This is a genomic window from Trichococcus sp., assembly GCF_049589555.1.
Classification (GTDB): domain Bacteria; phylum Bacillota; class Bacilli; order Lactobacillales; family Aerococcaceae; genus Trichococcus.
The window spans coordinates 1-17,657 of the sequence record NZ_JBAWAZ010000104.1 but is presented as its reverse complement, the minus strand read 5'-3'; the positions used below and the strand labels follow the sequence as shown (position 1 = coordinate 17,657).

Genomic DNA, 17,657 nt, shown 5'->3' with positions numbered 1-17,657 from the left:
AGCGGAGTCGTCGGTTGACGCACTTTCGTGTATTCGAAAAGATCATCGACAAGCACCTTCATCTGCAGTGCCTTTGTGTAAGCGATATGGATATAACGCAAAGCATCCTCTTCACTCGTAAATTGCTTGTCCTCTATCAATCCCAGGTAGCCGATGATGGAAGTCAAAGGGGTGCGGATATCATGACTGACGTTCGTGATCAATTCATCCTTCGATTGTTCAATTTTCCGTTCCTCTGCCATCGCTTGGACCGTGCTTTCCACCAGCGTATTGATGCTGTCGACAACATCAACATAGCTGCCGGCATTGTTCGCGTCGATCCGATGATCGAAGTGCCCCGCTGCGATATAATGCAACTCATCCAGGATATGCGTCAACTGCATCTGCTTGTATCTCCGGGTCAAACGCCAACCGGTGAAGATAGCCGCAAAAATCGCCGCTATCCATTGGAAAACATCATCGTAGATGGTCAAAAATGCATCAACCACCATCACGAATCGCCTTAAGGAAGGGATTTCCCTCAAGATCGAGGGAGGGGTCGCGACCAGTCGGTTGAACATCAGCTCCATCCCGATGTAGAGCAGATAGACGATACCGAGCGTCAATGCCCCTTCAAAAACGAGTTCACTCAGCTCTTTCTTCTTCAACTTGTTAAACAAACCTGCAACCTCCCGAATCAGTTGGTTTTTTCAGGCCTGCCCGCATGCAGGCATCCCTATTCCCCGATCTTATAGCCTACACCCCATACCGTCTGGATGACCTTCTCGCCGCCTGTAGCCTCTTCGATTTTATCGCGAAGATGGCTCACATGCACCATCACGGTTTTGGCCGATACGATGCTTTCCTGTTGCCAAACGCGTTCAAAAATTTCATCGGCACTGAAGACGCGATTCGGATGGCTTGCCAATAAATGCAGGATTCCGAATTCCAGCGCAGTCAATTGGATGCTTTTCCCGTTCAGTGTCTTCACTTCATGGGAATCTTTCTTGATGATCAGCGGGCCTATTTCGATCGAGTCCACCTCTGAAGCATCCACCTGCATATTGGTCCGGCGCAAAAGCGATTTGATGCGGGCCATCACTTCCAGTGGGTTGAACGGCTTGGAAACATAGTCGTCCGCACCTGTCGTCAATCCTTGGATCTTATCCATATCCGTGGATTTTGCGCTCAGCATCAGAATCGGGATCGGATTGTTCTGTTCCCGCAGTTCCCTTACTACCGATATGCCGTCCTTCTTAGGCATCATCACATCCAAAATGATCAATTGGATATCCGCATTTTCCTCAAGCTTGCGGAAGGCATCCACGCCGTCATAGGCCTTTATCGGATCGTACCCTTCATTTTTGCAGTAGATGCTTAATAAATCCACGATTTCCCTGTCGTCATCGACAATCAAAACTTTATTCATATAGGACAACCCTTTCCCCAAAATATATATTTTCCCTCATCGTACCAAATTGTTCTAAATTTTTGCTTAAGGAAGCATAAAGAAATTCCGTTTTAATTATATCAGAAAGCTCCAGCAAACCGTGAACATAAGGAAAAAATGCCCGGGAACAGTGTCCCGGACATTTTGATTTCATGCGTTTTATCTTTGGATGGAGTAGTTTGGTGCTTCTTTTGTGATTTGGATGTCATGCGGATGGGATTCGATCAATCCGGCACCCGACATCTTGATGAATTGCGCATTATCACGAAGCTCTTGCAAATTAGCAGCACCGACATAACCCATACCGGAACGGACACCGCCGAGCAGTTGGAAGATGATGTCGCTGGCTGCGCCTTTATAGGCTACACGACCTTCGATACCTTCCGGCACCATTTTCTTCGCTTCATTCACGCCGCCTTGGAAGTAACGGTCGCTTGAGCCTTTTTCCATTGCTGCCAGACTACCCATACCACGGTAAGTCTTAAAACGACGGCCTTGGAAGATTTCGAATTCGCCCGGAGACTCATCCGTACCAGCCAACATACTGCCCAGCATGACTGCATGTCCACCGGCAGCCATCGCTTTGACGATGTCTCCTGAATACTTGATCCCGCCGTCTGCGATGATTGCTCTGCCGTATTCTCTCGCCACGCTTGCAGCATCATAGATGGCTGTTATCTGAGGAACACCGACACCGGCAACCACACGAGTCGTACAGATGGAGCCCGGTCCGATTCCGACTTTGACTACGTCGACCCCGACATCAAAAAGTGCGCGGGTTCCTTCTGCAGTCGCTACGTTTCCGGCAATCAGGGTCGCTTCAGGGAACTGTTCGCGGATTTCTTTAATTTTGCGGATAACGCCGGCGCTGTGGCCATGCGCTGTATCGATGACGATTGCATCTGCACCTGCATCCAATAAGGCTTGGGCGCGTTCGAATGTATCACTTGTCACACCCACTGCAGCCGCAACGATCAAACGGCCGTGTGCATCTTTTGCGGAGTTGGGAAACTCGATTACTTTTTCGATATCCTTGATCGTGATCAAGCCAGCCAGACGGCCACTTTCATCGACTAAAGGCAGTTTTTCGATTTTGTATTTTTGCAGAATGGATTCAGCGTCCTTCAAAGAAGTCCCTACAGGAGCGGTAACCAAATGTTCTTTGGTCATGACATCGCCGATCGGAACTTGGTAATCTGCAATGAAGCGCAGATCGCGGTTCGTCAAAATCCCTACCAATTTGCGCTCTTCCATATCATTAACGATAGGTACGCCGCTGATGCGGTATTTGCTCATCAGATTCTCTGCTTCCGAAACCAAGTGATCAGGAGTCAGGAAGAATGGGTCGATGATGACGCCACTTTCGGAACGTTTTACTTTGTGCACTTCTTCAGCCTGCGCTTCGATGGTCATGTTCTTGTGGATGACGCCCAAGCCGCCTTGGCGAGCCATTGCGATTGCCATTGCTGCATCGGTTACAGTGTCCATACTTGCGCTCATTATAGGAATATTCAAGTGTAAATTTTTAGCTAAATCAATCGATAAATCCACATCGTTAGGTAATACATGGCTTTCAGCCGGGACTAATAATACATCATCAAAAGTAAAACCTTCTTTAGCGAATTTTGTTTCCCAATTTGACATTTTCGATGAACACTCCTTTTTATTTGTGCTGATTTTTATCATCTAAAATACCACCACCAACAACCTACGTCAAGCGCAAAGCTCCCTTTATCATACAATTCTCATATAGAAGCGTTTTTATCGAATGCTGTTGATTCACAACTGCCGTAACGTTCGGAATTGGCACTTACGTTTGCATCCAGGGATTCATATACAGTTTTTTTCTGCCAATATACGAAAATAGCCGAGATACAAGTTTTATTTGCATCTCGGCCTACACCACTTGACGGCCTACAAAATGCCGCCCACGATATGATATTTTTTCTTCAGATATACTTTTGCGCCAAAACCTACACCAGCGATCCCAAGGTACAACCATGCAGGCAAAGCGATATTGATTGTGGCTGGAATAAGCATCATAGAAACAGTCATGATGAGCATCCAAAGCAACATAGCGGCCGTCGTCGCAAAGATGTATTTCCCGAAGCCTTTTTCGCCTTTTGGTGCATCCGGATTCGGTGTGTATTTGGAGATGATGAGCATGGCGATGCCGCCTACGATAAAGTTCAGGATCAAGCTGATCAGACCCATTCCGATTACGTCTTCTCCACTGTTGGTCAGCAAGGAAACGCCTGAAATCATCGCGAAAAGAGACCCCAGCAATAAGCCGCCATCCAAAGCGATCAACCAATCAGTAGAACGGGCTTTCACTTCATTATCTGCCGGATTGACCAGAATGTTTGATGCGCACTCAGACACTGTGCCGTATAATTGGCGGGCAGTTTTGCCGGTTTTTTGGGCTTCCAACAATTCCCTCATCATTTTGCCGTAGATTTCCTCTCTGCGCCCATCTTCCAGGTTTGCAGCTCTCAAGGTTCTGTCCAGCCCCAGCATGTATTGTTCATTTCTTTTTGTCAAACTCTGCCATAAGGCTTTGTTTTCGACCTTCATTTGTTCAACGCTCTTCGTTTCTTCCAATGGTAAATCCTCCCTTGATTACATGCGGCATCCTTTATAGTTGAGTTCTGATTCGCAGATACCGCTCCCGTTTCACACCCAGCGTAGTGAACAAAAGAGGTTCACTTCGCTGGGTGCTCCAACGTCCGGGTATCTAAACGCGAATCATCACATCCTGTTTTAGAACGGTTCTGAATCCTATAGTTCTCCGCCTAACGCTGAGCTCAGGATTCATCACACTCTCTTAGTTGAACTCTGAAATGCAGGGGATTCCGCCTAAGCTGACATTACGTCACGGCCAAACTGCGGCCGTTCTCGTAATGTCCTCTTAGTGCTCATCCCCTCCCGCATTTCATCGTATCCTTACACGTTGAATCGGAATTCCATTACGTCGCCGTCTTGGACTACGTAGTCTTTTCCTTCAAGTCTTACTCTTCCTGCTTCTTTGGCTGCTTGCATGCTGCCGTAAGCCAACAGGTCAGCGTAGGAAACTGTTTCGGCACGGATGAAGCCGCGTTCGAAGTCGGAATGGATGATACCGGCTGTCTGCGGTGCTTTCATCCCTAATCTGAATGTCCAGGCACGGACTTCTTTTTCGCCTGCTGTGAAGTAAGTTCCCAGGCCAAGCAGCGTGTAAGCTTTTTGGATCAGTTGATCAAGCCCGGATTGTTCGATGCCCAACTCTGACAGGAATTCAGCTTTTTCTTCATCATCCAATTCGGCCACTTCTTCTTCGATACGGGCACAGACGGTAACAACCTCTGCGCCTTCTGTCGCTGCAAAATCACGGACAATTTTCACCATTTCATTGTCTCCGCCGGCTATTACGTCCTCTTCGGAGATGTTTGCGACATAAAGAACAGGTTTTGTCGTCAATAGGAACAGGTTTTTCACGTACACTTCTTCTTCAGGTGTGAATTCGATTGTGCGCGCGGATTTACCAGCTTCCAGCGTTTCTTTGATTTTATCCAATATCGCTAATTCGTAAACAGCATCTTTATCCTTCGTACGCGCAATTTTGCTGATGCGTGTATAGCGTTTTTCGATGGATTCCAAGTCCGCGAAGATCAGTTCCAAGTTGATGGTTTCGACATCATCCAATGGATCCACTTTACCGCTGACGTGTGTGATGTTGTCGTCTTCGAAACAACGGACAACATGACAGATGGCATCCACTTGACGGATGTTGGCCAAAAATTTGTTCCCCAGACCTTCCCCTTTGCTGGCGCCTTTTACGATTCCGGCGATATCAGTGAATTCAAAAGTTGTCGGGACGGTTTTTTTTGGTTTCACTAATTCTGTTAATTTATTCAAACGTTCATCGGGAACTTCGACTACTCCGACATTTGGGTCGATCGTTGCGAATGGGTAGTTTGCTGCTTCCACTCCCGCTTTGGTGATGGCGTTGAACAAAGTGGATTTACCGACGTTCGGTAATCCTACGATTCCTGCTGTTAATGACATTTCTTCACACTCTTTCCACTTATATTACTAATATTTATTCCTTCAAAGACCTATTCGACAGTTTCTTCTGCCTTAGTCAGTACTTTTTTCATTTTCTTCTCGAATTCACGGCGCGGCATCATGACCATCTGCCCACATTTCAGGCATTTGATCCGGATGTCCATACCCATTCGGATGATTTCCCATGAGTTGTTTTTGCAGGGATGCGGTTTTTTCATTTCCACCACATCATGCAATCCATAATCTTGTTGTACCAAGGCTAGATGCACCTCTTTCTGATGTCTTCGTCTGTTCTTAATCGTCCAGGGAAATTTGCAGGATATCCAAAATCCGGGTCAGGTCGGCTGGAGAAAGGTATTCAATCTCGATCTTGCCTTTTTCGCCCTTGCTGGATATTTGTACGGATGTCCCGAATTTGTCCATCAAACGTTCTTCACTCTCTTTGATGTATACCGGTTTCGTTTCTTTTTTCTTCTTGTTTTTCTTTTTGGCGACATCACCAGGATTGTTCAGTTGTTGGACCAGCAATTCCAGATGTCGGACCGTGATGCCCTCTTCGGCAGCACGTTTCGCCAATTCGCTGATCAACGATTCATCGTTCAACCCCAAAAGCGTACGGGCTTGCCCCATGGAGATCAATCCCTCTTGCAGCATCCGTTTGACGTCCTGCGGCAGATTCAGCAAGCGCAAATGATTGGCGATGTAAGGACGGCTCTTGCCTAATCTTTGAGCTACATCCACTTGCGTAAGATTCAGCTTATTCATCAAGGTTTGATAGCCTTCCGCCTCTTCCAGTGGAGTCAGGTCTTCACGCTGCAAATTTTCCAAAATGGCGACTTCTATCATTGCCGTTTCGTCAAATTCACGGACGATTGCCGGGATTGTTGTTTTGCCTGCCAAACGGGAAGCACGGACGCGGCGTTCGCCCGCAATGATTTCGTAGCCTTTTACGCTGGATTGGCGCAGGATGACCGGTTGGATGACGCCGTTCAGCATGATCGAGTCAGCCAGTTCCCGCAAAGTCGAGTCATCGAAGGTTTTCCGTGGCTGATAAGGATTGGGACGGATTTCGTCTAAAGGGATCTCCTGTACCTTCTCTGTCTTTTCATCGATCTTCTCGATATCTTCAAAGTTGCTGAAGAGCGCGTCGATGCCGCGTCCTAGCCCTTTGCTGTTTTTATTCGCCATCTGCTAACACTTCCTTTGCCAACTCAAGATAAACTTCCGCTCCTTTTGAACGGATATCATAGTCAACGATCGATTGTCCATAGCTTGGAGCTTCGGATAAGCGGACATTTCGTGGAATGATTGTCTTGTATACTTTTTCTTTGAAATATTTTTTGACCTCGTCAACGACCTCGAAGCCGAGATTCGTCCGGGCATCCAGCATCGTCAATAAGACCCCTTCCAATTTCAGGTCCTTATTGAAATGCTTCTGAACCAAGCGGAAGGTGTTCAACAGTTGACTCAGCCCTTCCAAGGCATAGTACTCGCACTGGACCGGAATCAATACTGAATCGCTGGCAGTGAATGCATTGATCGTCAAATGCCCCAGTGATGGCGGGCAATCGATGAAAATGAAGTCGTATTCCTCACGCAACGACTGCACTGCGTCGTAAAGGCGCGCTTCACGATGCGGCTGATTCGTCAATTCGATTTCAGCCCCTGCCAATTGGATGGTTGCAGGCACGACCCATAAATTTTCCCGCGAGGATTCTCTGATGACGTTCTCGATGGGCTCTTGGTTCACTAATACATCATATATATCTTTTTCAACATCTGCTTTTGAAATGCCTAGTCCGCTGGTGGCGTTCCCTTGGGCATCACTATCTATCAATAAAACTTTTTTGCCTAAGTAGGCCAAAGAAGCTGCTAAATTGACGGTGGTCGTCGTTTTTCCGACGCCGCCTTTCTGATTTGCGACTGCAATAATCCGTGCCATCTATTCTCCTCCACTTTCTGTCGTTCACTTGAAGCTGTTGTACCGCCGTTCCACTTTTTTGCCTAAAAAAAGAGAAAAAACGATACCTGCGCCTTTTCTCCTACGCATTTCTTCAAAATGAATCATCATTTATCGCTCAGTATGTCTATTTATAAAAAAGGCTAAAACTTTACCAGACTATTGTAACAAAAAAATTTGGAAAAATATAGGATAGATAAAACCGATGCCATAAAATCGCTTTATGATCGCATCTTAAAGCCAAAAAGCCCGGCCTGCCTGCAAAGAAGCAGACGGTCGGGCCGTTCCTTTTCCTATTTACAATGGATTTTTGTTCGGTGTCCCGGCTTTTCTCGGGTAGGTCTTCGGTGTTTCTTTCGTTTTCTTGATCTTCACGATGTGGCGTTCGCCTGCATCGTTCGGCAGTTCAAAAAAGATATCCTCTTCGAGTTTGCCGCCCAGAGTTGCGATGGCGCGCTCTGCATCGCGGAGCTCTTCTTCCGTGCTTGCTGCTTTCATCGCGACAAAAGTACCGCCCTTTTTGGCCAAAGGCAGACACAGTTCGCTCAGGACGCTCAAGCGCGCGACCGCACGCGCCGTCACTACATCGAATTGGCCGCGGAATTTCTTGTTCTGTCCAAAAGTCTCCGCACGGTCATGGAAGCAGGAGACACCCGTTAAACCCAGTTCGGAAACCAAAGTCTCCAGGAAGGTGATCCGTTTGTTCAACGAATCCACGATCGTCACCTTCAATTTCGGAAAGGCGATTTTGAGGGGGATGCTCGGGAAACCGGCTCCGGCGCCGACATCGCAAAGTGTGACTTCCGCTTCAGTGAAATCCATGTGGAAGCCCAATGAAATGGAGTCATAGAAATGCTTCAGATAGACTTCGTCCGGCTCGGTGATGGCCGTCAGGTTGATTTTTTCGTTCCATTCGCGCAATAGGCGCAAATAAGTGGCGTATTGTTCGAGTTGCGTTTCATTCAAAAGGATCCCTTTTTCGGCAAGGGCCTCGGCAAATTGTTCTGGATTCATAGGTGTTTCCTTTCATCATTGGCTTCGTCTGTTTTTCTACCTCTCTACTTTATCCTGAAAGAGCGGTCTGTACAAGGGCTAAATCAACTTTAAAGCCGCTGTCCAGAATAAAGGACAGCGGCTTTTTCCAATCTATTTAAGCATCAAGCAGACTTGCGATGATGATTTCCAGTTCCACAAAGGAGTTGGCGATGCGATCAGGATTTTCCGCGCGCAAAGTTTGGGCGGAACTCCCTCCCCAGGTGATGCCGATGGTCTTAGTGCCAGCCATTTTGCCCATCTGCATATCATAAATGGTATCACCGATCATCACGGTTTCTTCTTTCGCCATCGGGATTTTCTCCCAAGCGGTGAAGATGCCTTCCGGATTCGGTTTGTGCTGGTTCATGTTATCCAATCCAATGACCACTTCCATCAGATCCAACAGATCCACTGCAGCAAGACTGCGCAACAAAGCCTTTGTGGCTTTGTTGGAAATCACGCCGAGAAGATGTCCGTTCCCTTTCAGTTCCATTAAGGACTCCCGCGATAAATCGTATGGTTCCAACAGCATATTTTCATATTTTTCGTATTTGTCCCAAAAGACTTCCATCAGCTTATCCAGCTCGACCGGAGAGAGTGCATATTGCTTCAGATAGCCGATAAACTTCACAAAATGGGGCTTCCCTCTATCCTCACGCAGTTGCTCAGGGGTTGGAACGGGATAGCCGAAATGTTCAAATGTATCCATTGTAGCCATTTCGCTAATTTTGCATGTTTCCGCCAAGGTACCGTCAAAATCGAATAATAGTAATCCCATCTTCCATCTTCCCTTCGATCGCAAATATGAACCGGATGCGGACAATAGAGTGTACTCTACTTTTGACGCAGGAGTTCAAAAATTCCGAATGTTCACTATAATCAAAATTATAGCAAACAAAAACGACAGAATAATGAGGTTTTATTTAGAATTTGGAAAGAATTCCCTAGTTTTCTTTTTGTTTCTCCTTCTATTTCCGAACGTTAGGATATAAAACCTTTGTTAATGTACTTGATTTTACCATCCACTTTTTATCCATTGCTGTCTCTCCCTTTGGATAAGGGCAATTGACGGAATATCAAAATTTGCGTATGCTTTTGAGTAAATCCATAAAGAGAGTTGGAAGCGAAATAGAACAGAAAAAAGAACTGCGTCGCCAATTTGAAGAGGTTCCCATTGAAGCCGGCGTTTACGAAGTAAAGAACACGGAAAACCAAAAAAGTTTCATCGGCAAAACCCCGAATCTGAAGACGTTGAATGGCATGAAACATATTTTGAACATGGGCGCGAACAACAATAAAGAACTCCAAGCCGATTGGAAACACTTCGGCCAGGATGCCTTCACCTTTACGATTTTGGAAGTATTGGAAAAGAGCGAGGACCCTTCCTTCAACGAGAAGAAGGCCTTGGAACAACTGGAGGAAAAATGGCTGAGCGACAAGCAACCTTTCGGGGAACGCGGCTACAACCGCAAACCTAAAAAATAAGAAAAGCGGAACGGGTTCGTTCAGCCCTGAAAGAATTTTAGGAAACCGTGCCGCCTGAGCATCGTAGAGCGCAATAGGTGCGGTTTATCTAAATTCCGAAGGGCTAACCCGTGAAGCTAGCCATCACATTTGATTGCATGTAACATTTTGCGAATCTGTGAAACACCTATGGTGACGCACTTTTGAATTCAAAATATTTTATAATTTCCTAGTTATCCAAAAAGAAAACAAGCGCACTCGCTCGCGCCTGTTTTCTTTTTTTAGTTGATGCGGTAAGCGTGATTGAGAGGGCCGCTGCCATTGCCCAGATCCAGTCCGTCGCGGAGCGCGCCGGTGATGTAGGCTTTGGCTTGGCGGATGCTCTCTTCCATTCCGTGGCCTAAAGCCAGATTCGCTGCGATGGCTGAGGAAAGCGTGCAGCCGGTGCCGTGCGTATTCGGGTTTTCGATCCGTTCCGACTCGAACCAACTGATTTTCCCGTCCATAAAGAGCAGATCGTCGGCGCTGTCCTTCAGATGGCCGCCCTTCAGGAGCACACTAGTCCCCGCTGCTGAAGCGATACGGTCCGCGGCAGCCAGCATATCCGCCTTCGTCTCGATTTTGACACCGCTCAGCACCTCTCCTTCCGGCACATTGGGGGTGATCACATCAGCCAACGGCAACAACAGCGTCCGCAAAGCCTGGCTGGCATCGTCCTGCATCAGGCTGCTACCGCTTGTGGCCACCATGACCGGGTCCACGACGATATTCTCTGCTTTGTATTCGATCAACTTCTCGGCGATGACTTTGATGATGGCGGCATTCGACACCATGCCAATCTTCACTGCATCAGGGCGGATATCCTTGAATACGCAATCTAGCTGCTGCGCCACAAATTCGGGCGTCACTTCCATAATTCCGGCCACGCCTGTCGTATTCTGTGCCGTCAGCGCCGTGATCACGCTCATCCCATAGACTTTATGCGCCATCATCGTCTTCAGGTCCGCTTGGATCCCCGCTCCGCCGCTGCTGTCCGAACCGGCGATCGTCAATACTGTTTTCATGTTTTTGCTCATCCTTTCCAATCCGAAAATGAATAGATGTACTGCTCCGTCAACGCTTTGATGCGCTCCTTATCCTGTGCCGCCGTCTCATCATAGACGCCGACTACCCGGAAACCGGCTGATGTTGCCGTTTCAATGGCATGCAGGGCGTCCTCAAAGATGACGGTCTTCGTGAGGGGAGCCCCGAGCTGTTCGAACGCCCGCTGAAAAATGAGCGGATTGTCTTTGCCCGTCTTTACTTCACTGCTGGTCAGGATAGTGCTGAAATATTCCCGGATGCCCAAACGCTCCAAGGCGCTCTCGGCCAAATTTCTTTCGGTCGCGGTGGCGATGCACATTTTCACATTCTGCTCCTGCAATGTCTGCAGGTATTCCGCTGCGCCGGCTTTAAGCGGGACTTCATAACGGTAAAGATCCGCAATCAGCATTTCAATTTCCCCAATGATTGTCTCTTCATCTTCGTGCAATCCGTAGGCCGCTCGAAAATGTTGTGCGGCTTGCTGCAGGCTCATTTTCTTCAACGCATCCTGCAGACCCGGAGCCGGCTGCAGCTTTTTCTGAAGCAAATAATTTTCTCCCAATCCTTGCCAAATCGGCATGGAATCCAGTAACGTCCCGTCCAGATCGAAGATGGCTGCTTCCAGTTTCATGGTTGCACCATCGCTTCGGCTAACGGGCGCAGTCTCTTCACAGCCGCGGTTATGTCAGGTTGCGCAAAGATGGCGGATACGACTGCAACCCCATCGATGCCGCTGTCCTTCAGGTTGAGGATATTCCCTTCAGAGATGCCTCCGATCCCCACAACGGGTATGCTCACCGCCCTGCAAATCTGCTGCAGCGTTTCGATCGACAGCGTGTTGACATCCAGCTTCGTCGCTGTACTGTAGATGGCACCGACGCCCAAATAATCGGCCCCGTTCCGTTCCGCCGCCAACGCCTCTTCGACGGAATGGGCGGAAACGCCAAGGATTTTCCCCTCGCCGATCCGGCTGCGGACATCTCCCGCCTGCATATCGCTCTGCCCCACGTGGACGCCATCCGCATCCAGCGCCAAGGCTACATCGACAGCATCATTGATGATGAAGGGAACGCGGTGGCGTTTGGCCACGGCCTGCAGTTCCTTGCCCAGGGAGACAAAGGCGTCGAAATCCAGTTCCTTCTCCCGCAACTGCACGACGGTAACGCCCGCCTGGATGGCTTCTTCAAGCTGTTCCGCCAAAGACGCATTGCCCAGCCATTGGCGATCGGTCACCGCGTAAAGCAGCAAATCATTCTTATCTACTCTCAATTTTAGCGCCCCCTTCCAGTATTTCGGCCGACATGTTGCTGATTTCATCGATGATGTAGCTGCGGTAGGATGAAGTCCCAGCCGCATTGCGGATCATCCTTTCGTAAGCCAGCTCGCCGCTGACTCCCATCAGGCATACCGCTGCCGCGGTGGCATTCAGTGACTGCTCTGGGTTCGCTCCGCAATAGGCGGCGATCAATCCCGACAGCATGCAGCCGGTTCCGGACACCTTCGCCATCTGCGGATGCCCGTTGCGGATGATGTAGGCTTTGTTCCGATCCGCGACGATGTCGATCGCGCCGGTGATCGCGACGACCGCATCATTCCGGTCGGCCAAGCGTTTGGCGAACGCGACAGTTGCCTCGAGCGTCTCCTCGGTCACGGCATCGCTGATGTCGGCATCGACGCCTTTCGTCGTGCCGCTGCCGGAATGGATTGTCTTCATTTCCGAAATGTTCCCTTTGATCACGGTGAAGGCAATGTCCTCCAGCAATCTGAATGTCGCTTCGGTCCTGAAAGGGGATGCCCCCGCGCCGACCGGATCCAAAACGACAGGGTGGGCGAGCGCATTGGCTTGGCGCCCCGCCAGCAGCATGGACTCCACAGCTCGGCTGTTCAAGGTACCGATGTTCAGATTCAAAGCGGTGCAGATGCTGGTGATGTCCGCGACTTCCTCGGGAGCATCCGCCATGATTGGGGACCCTCCGGCAGCCAAGAGGACATTAGCGACATCATTCACAGTGACATAATTGGTGATACAGTGGACCAGCGGGGTCCGTTGCTGGACATTTTCGAATAGCGTTTTGAACATGGGGTACCTCCAAATAGTTTTTTTGATGCGACAAAAAAAGCGGGAAATGTCCGAATAGGCATTTCCCGCTGAATAGAATCATTCAATGTTATTTCCCTACGTTGGCATTATCCAAATCAGGTAATAGGTCGAAGTTGATTACTTCCTCTCAGCCTGCTGACACAAGCTCCCTTTTTTCGTATGCAGTTATGACCTCATCTTAGCATATGCGCCATCGTTACTCAAGGAGGATTTTTGATGATGCCGTTTCATAAAAGGGCAACCATCGGTGATCGAAAAAAAACCGCTGCCTGTTCATCGCAGGCAGCGGCTTTGTCATGGCTCTTGCGATTTCAATCGCTTAATAACCTTATCTCCGACTATCTAAAATGCCTCGCAGTGAAGCCCTCCGATATCGTACTGTGACATCAGAGTACTTGGGCGCTTACGCCCACAGTGCTTCCTTATCATCACTCCGAGATTTTTGCGATCTTTCCTTGGGTCACGTAGACCATCAAAACGGAAATATCGGCTGGGTTGACGCCGCTGATCCGGCTTGCTTGTGCGATCGTTTCCGGTTGGATCTTCTTCAAGTTTTGTTTGGCTTCGTTCGCGATTCCGTTGATCGCATCGTAATCGATGTTCGCAGGGATGCGTTTTTCTTCCATTTTCTTCAGTTTGTCCACTTTTTCGGCGGCTTTCTTGATGTAGCCTGCATATTTGATCTGCACTTCCACTTGTTTGATGACCTCTTTCGGCAAGGCTTCTTCAAGCGGTGCAAAAGCAATCAGACCTTCATATTTCAGTTCCGGACGCTTCAAAATATCCGCAAACAAAATGCCGTCCTTCAGCGGAGCTGATTTTTGTTCCGCAAGAAAAGCCTGCAGTTCTTCAGTCGGTTTCAGGCGGGTGCTTTCGAGGCGGGCGATTTCCTTTTCGACAGCCTGTTTTTTCTCCAGGAATGTCTCATAGCGTTCTTCCGTCACCAAACCGATTTCGCGGCTCATTTCGGTCAAACGGAAGTCGGCATTATCATGGCGAAGCAACAGACGGTACTCGGCGCGGGAAGTCAGCAAGCGATAAGGCTCCATTGTTCCTTTTGTGACCAGATCATCGATCATGACGCCGATGTAGCCATCGCTGCGTTTCAGGATCATTGGTTCTTTCCCTTGTACAGCCAAAGCGGCATTGATGCCGGCAACGATGCCTTGTCCGGCAGCTTCTTCATAACCGGATGTGCCGTTCGTTTGGCCGGCAGTAAACAGATTCTTCACCAGTTTTGTCTCCAAGGAAAGACGCAACTGATGCGGTTTTACGACATCGTATTCGATGGCATAGCCTGTCCGCATCATTTGGGCATTTTCCATCCCAGGTACGGAACGGATCAAATCAAGCTGAACATCTTCCGGCAATGAAGTGGACAAGCCCTGCACATAGACTTCTTCGTTTTCGCGGCCTTCAGGCTCAAGGAAGAGCTGATGGCGTGGCTTGTCGCTGAAACGGACGATTTTATCTTCGATTGATGGGCAATAACGCGCCCCTACGCCTTCCACGATACCCGTGAACATCGGCGCGCGGTGGAGATTATCTCGGATTATTTCATGACTTTCCGGACTCGTATAAGTCAGCCAGCAGGATAATTGATCTTTCAGATAGTTTTCATCTTTGGAAAGGAAGCTGAAATGATTCGGCTCGACGTCACCGGGCTGTTCCTCAGTTTTGGAATAATCGATGGTCGAAGCCATCACCCGCGGCGGCGTTCCGGTCTTGAAGCGCGCCAATTCAAATCCCAGATCAAGCAGATTTTCGGATAATTTGATGGACGGCTGCGAGTTGTTCGGTCCGGAAGAGTAAACCAAGTCCCCGATGATGATTTTTCCTCGGGAAGAAGTTCCGGCTGTGATGACGACGGCCCCAGCGCGGTAAACAGCGCCTGTATGCGTCACTACGCCCTTGACTTCACCGTCTTCTACGATCAATTCTTCAACAATGGCTTGCTTCAGCAGCAAGTTCTCTTGTTTTTCGATGGTATGCTTCATATGATGGGCATAGTCATCCTTATCCGCTTGTGCGCGCAAAGCTTGGACGGCAGGGCCTTTCCCTGTGTTCAGCATGCGCATTTGGATATAAGTCTTGTCGATGTTGCGTCCCATCTCGCCGCCCAATGCATCGATTTCTCTCACGACGACACCTTTTGCAGGTCCGCCGATGGATGGGTTGCAGGGCATAAAGGCAACCATGTTCAAATCGATGGTAACCAGCATCGTGCTGCATCCCATACGCGCAGCGGCAAGCGCCGCTTCGGATCCGGCATGTCCGGCTCCTACAACAATCACATCAAAAATTCCAGCTTCAAATCTGTTCATTTTTCCATTCCTTTCATTTATGCTATCTATTTGTTCTTATCCTTCATTGGGCAATGTGTCGTATCATTTTTAGAACGGTTCTGAATCCTAGAGTTCTCCGCCTAACGCTGTTCAGGCCCACGCAGCCAAAACCGGGCTGCTTGGTCCTGAACCTCGTTAGTGCTCAAACTCTGAGCTCAGGATTCATCACACACTGTTATTTTCCTAAGCAGAACTGTGTGAAGAGTTGGGTGAGGAGTTCGTCTTGGACGCTGTCGCCGGTGATTTCTCCGAGCAGGTCCCAGCAACGGGTGAAATCGATCTGGACGAGGTCGATCGGCATGCCTGATTCGATGCCGATCAGCACTTCATCCAGCGAATCCATCGCATCATTCAACAGCGCGATATGGCGGACGTTGGATACATAGGTTGCATCCGTCTCGCCGGTTTCCCCGGAGAAGAACATCTTCGTGATCTGTTTTTCCAGTTGGTCAAGGCCGGTTTCGCTCAGCATCGATGTTTCGATGATTCTTTCAGGATCGCTCCAAGGTTCCAACTCACCCGTCGTCATCTTCGCTTCCAGATCCATTTTGTTCATAAGGATGATGCGGTTCATGTCCTTCGTGTCTTCCAGAAGCTGTTTGTCCTCTTCCGTCAGCCCTTCGTTCTGGTTGATCAAAAGAAGAATCAGATCGGCTTCGGCCAAGGCTTTGCGGCTGCGTTCGACTCCGATCTTTTCCACGACGTCATCCGTTTCACGGATGCCCGCAGTGTCGATCAGCTTCAAAGGAACGCCTCTGACGTTCACGTATTCCTCGATCGTATCGCGGGTTGTGCCGGCGATATCCGTCACGATGGCTTTCTCTTCGCGCAACAGGCGGTTCAGCAGACTGGATTTCCCTACGTTCGGGCGTCCGATGATGGCCGTCTGAAGGCCTTCGCGCAGGATCTTCCCTTGCTTGGCGGTATCCAACAAATGCTGGATGTGTCCACGCACTTCAATCGTGCGTTCTTTCAATAACTTCGTAGTCACTTCCTCAACGTCATCGTATTCCGGGTAGTCGATGTTCACTTCTACCTCAGCCAATGTGTTCAGGATGATCTGACGGATATCGCGGATCATGCCGGATAATTTTCCGTCCAACTGATGCAAGGCAACATTCATCGCACGATCGGTTTTGGCACGGATCAGATCCATGACCGCTTCGGCCTGCGACAGATCGATTCGGCCATTCAGAAAGGCACGCTTTGTGAATTCCCCTGGCTCCGCCATGCGGGCGCCGTTCTGGAGAATCGTCTGCAGAATCCGGTTGACGCTCACAACACCGCCGTGGCAGTTGATTTCCACGACATCTTCGCGGGTGAAGGTCTTCGGTCCGTGCATGACGGAAACCATGACCTCGTCGATCATGTCGCCTGTGCGAGGATCATACAGGTGGCCGTAATTGATGGTGTGCGTGGCGACATCGGCCAAATGCTTCGTCCCGGATCGGTATAATGCATCGGCTATCTGGATCGCCTGATCCCCGCTCAAACGCACGATTCCGATGGCACCTTCCCCAGGCGGCGTCGAAATGGCGGCGATGGTATCAAATTCATTTATAATCATTCATTATCGTCCTTTCTCGGTTGTTTCAGCGTACAAAAAAAGCGCCCACTCCTCCCCTTCGTTCAAGCGGGAGGAAAAGCACTTTGACTGCGTTTCACTTTGGATATTCTTTTCAGCTTACTTTAAATAGATTTCTAGCCGATTATACAAGCAATGCGGGCGCAATGCAAGCATTTAATGAATGGCTTGTTTATTTCATCATGAGGTAGGCGGTACTCAACAAACCTCCGGCCACCAACAGGATGATGACGTTACGGATGTATTTTTTCCTGTCTATCTGGACACGTAATTGGATATTCATCAGATCCATCACACCCAACACAATGATCATCACAACACCCACAAATCCTACAATCAGGGTAATCATCGATGCGATGAACAACAACTCAGTGACATTCATGGAAATCCTCCTCGAATAGTACGCGCTCAACTTCTGAAACAGCATACCCAGTATAGCATAGCGTTTTGAGGAGGTCCTGCTTTCCCGCCGGAATTATTTTGCCCGTTTTGTTGCAATTCAACCGATCTGCAAGGCGATTTTCCCCGTCTGTTCGGCATTTTCCAGCCGTTGGAATGCCTCCCTGAACTCCTCTGCCGGATAAACGGCATCCACTACCGGATGGAGATCA

At 49.0% G+C, this 17,657-nt stretch carries 19 protein-coding genes and 1 riboswitch; of the genes, 1 reads left to right on the top strand and 18 read right to left on the bottom strand.

Annotated elements, in window-relative coordinates; genetic code table 11:
• The 10 genes from WBV27_RS04530 to WBV27_RS04485 form a co-directional block, all read right to left on the bottom strand.
• Positions 1-659: histidine kinase dimerization/phospho-acceptor domain-containing protein (locus WBV27_RS04530; RefSeq protein WP_424199810.1), on the bottom strand; the 659-nt coding region annotated here is incomplete at its 3' end.
• A gap of 56 nt (positions 660-715) precedes the next feature.
• Positions 716-1,408 carry a response regulator transcription factor gene (locus tag WBV27_RS04525; protein WP_424199808.1) on the bottom strand — a complete coding sequence of 231 codons (693 nt, stop codon included), beginning with the start codon at positions 1,406-1,408 and terminating at the stop codon, positions 716-718.
• A 180-nt stretch (positions 1,409-1,588) separates the two neighbouring features.
• Positions 1,589-3,073 carry an IMP dehydrogenase gene (gene guaB, locus WBV27_RS04520; RefSeq protein WP_424199806.1) on the bottom strand — a complete coding sequence of 495 codons (1,485 nt, stop codon included), beginning with the start codon at positions 3,071-3,073 and terminating at the stop codon, positions 1,589-1,591.
• A 270-nt stretch (positions 3,074-3,343) separates the two neighbouring features.
• Positions 3,344-4,030: a DUF1129 domain-containing protein gene (locus tag WBV27_RS04515; RefSeq protein WP_424199804.1), complete on the bottom strand. Its 687-nt coding sequence runs from the start codon at positions 4,028-4,030 to the stop codon at positions 3,344-3,346.
• 342 nt (positions 4,031-4,372) lie between these two features.
• Complete coding sequence (ychF, locus tag WBV27_RS04510) at positions 4,373-5,473, bottom strand: redox-regulated ATPase YchF (protein ID WP_424199802.1); 1,101 nt, start codon at positions 5,471-5,473, stop codon at positions 4,373-4,375.
• A gap of 50 nt (positions 5,474-5,523) precedes the next feature.
• Positions 5,524-5,730: a DUF951 domain-containing protein gene (locus WBV27_RS04505; RefSeq protein WP_086628836.1), complete on the bottom strand. Its 207-nt coding sequence runs from the start codon at positions 5,728-5,730 to the stop codon at positions 5,524-5,526.
• A 37-nt stretch (positions 5,731-5,767) separates the two neighbouring features.
• Positions 5,768-6,661: a ParB/RepB/Spo0J family partition protein gene (locus WBV27_RS04500; protein ID WP_119092491.1), complete on the bottom strand. Its 894-nt coding sequence runs from the start codon at positions 6,659-6,661 to the stop codon at positions 5,768-5,770.
• Complete coding sequence (locus WBV27_RS04495) at positions 6,651-7,415, bottom strand: ParA family protein (RefSeq protein WP_119092490.1); 765 nt, start codon at positions 7,413-7,415, stop codon at positions 6,651-6,653. Before WBV27_RS04495 ends, WBV27_RS04500 begins: the two co-directional genes overlap by 11 nt.
• Positions 7,416-7,730: 315 nt before the next feature.
• A complete protein-coding gene (gene rsmG, locus WBV27_RS04490; protein WP_424199799.1) occupies positions 7,731-8,447 on the bottom strand; it encodes a 16S rRNA (guanine(527)-N(7))-methyltransferase RsmG in 717 nt (238 codons plus the stop codon).
• A 136-nt stretch (positions 8,448-8,583) separates the two neighbouring features.
• A complete protein-coding gene (locus tag WBV27_RS04485; RefSeq protein WP_424199797.1) occupies positions 8,584-9,246 on the bottom strand; it encodes an HAD family hydrolase in 663 nt (220 codons plus the stop codon).
• A gap of 287 nt (positions 9,247-9,533) precedes the next feature.
• On the opposite strand from WBV27_RS04485, the gene WBV27_RS04480 reads away from it, so the two are divergent.
• Positions 9,534-9,953, top strand: a complete 420-nt coding sequence (locus WBV27_RS04480; protein ID WP_424199795.1) for a GIY-YIG nuclease family protein — start codon at positions 9,534-9,536, stop codon at positions 9,951-9,953.
• Between the two features lie 260 nt (positions 9,954-10,213).
• Here WBV27_RS04480 and thiD read toward each other — a convergent pair whose 3' ends face one another.
• From thiD to WBV27_RS04440, 8 genes are all read right to left on the bottom strand, one after another.
• On the bottom strand, positions 10,214-10,996 hold the full coding sequence (gene thiD / locus WBV27_RS04475; RefSeq protein WP_424199793.1) for a bifunctional hydroxymethylpyrimidine kinase/phosphomethylpyrimidine kinase: 783 nt from the start codon (positions 10,994-10,996) through the stop codon (positions 10,214-10,216).
• An 8-nt stretch (positions 10,997-11,004) separates the two neighbouring features.
• Positions 11,005-11,646: an HAD family hydrolase gene (locus tag WBV27_RS04470; RefSeq protein WP_424199791.1), complete on the bottom strand. Its 642-nt coding sequence runs from the start codon at positions 11,644-11,646 to the stop codon at positions 11,005-11,007.
• Positions 11,643-12,284 carry a thiamine phosphate synthase gene (thiE, locus tag WBV27_RS04465; RefSeq protein ID WP_424199789.1) on the bottom strand — a complete coding sequence of 214 codons (642 nt, stop codon included), beginning with the start codon at positions 12,282-12,284 and terminating at the stop codon, positions 11,643-11,645. The genes WBV27_RS04470 and thiE overlap by 4 nt, the downstream gene beginning before the upstream one ends.
• Positions 12,271-13,095, bottom strand: coding sequence for a hydroxyethylthiazole kinase (thiM, locus tag WBV27_RS04460; protein WP_424199787.1), 825 nt, complete (start codon positions 13,093-13,095; stop codon positions 12,271-12,273). Before thiM ends, thiE begins: the two co-directional genes overlap by 14 nt.
• A gap of 76 nt (positions 13,096-13,171) precedes the next feature.
• A riboswitch (TPP riboswitch) is annotated at positions 13,172-13,278 on the bottom strand.
• Between the two features lie 266 nt (positions 13,279-13,544).
• Positions 13,545-15,440, bottom strand: coding sequence for a tRNA uridine-5-carboxymethylaminomethyl(34) synthesis enzyme MnmG (gene mnmG / locus WBV27_RS04455; RefSeq protein ID WP_424199785.1), 1,896 nt, complete (start codon positions 15,438-15,440; stop codon positions 13,545-13,547).
• 196 nt (positions 15,441-15,636) lie between these two features.
• Positions 15,637-17,028: a tRNA uridine-5-carboxymethylaminomethyl(34) synthesis GTPase MnmE gene (mnmE, locus tag WBV27_RS04450; protein ID WP_424199783.1), complete on the bottom strand. Its 1,392-nt coding sequence runs from the start codon at positions 17,026-17,028 to the stop codon at positions 15,637-15,639.
• Between the two features lie 190 nt (positions 17,029-17,218).
• Entirely contained in the window at positions 17,219-17,428 is a 210-nt protein-coding gene (locus WBV27_RS04445) for a hypothetical protein (RefSeq protein ID WP_424199781.1), read from the bottom strand.
• A gap of 117 nt (positions 17,429-17,545) precedes the next feature.
• A complete protein-coding gene (locus tag WBV27_RS04440) occupies positions 17,546-17,641 on the bottom strand; it encodes a hypothetical protein (protein WP_424199812.1) in 96 nt (31 codons plus the stop codon).
• Positions 17,642-17,657: the final 16 nt, after the last annotated feature.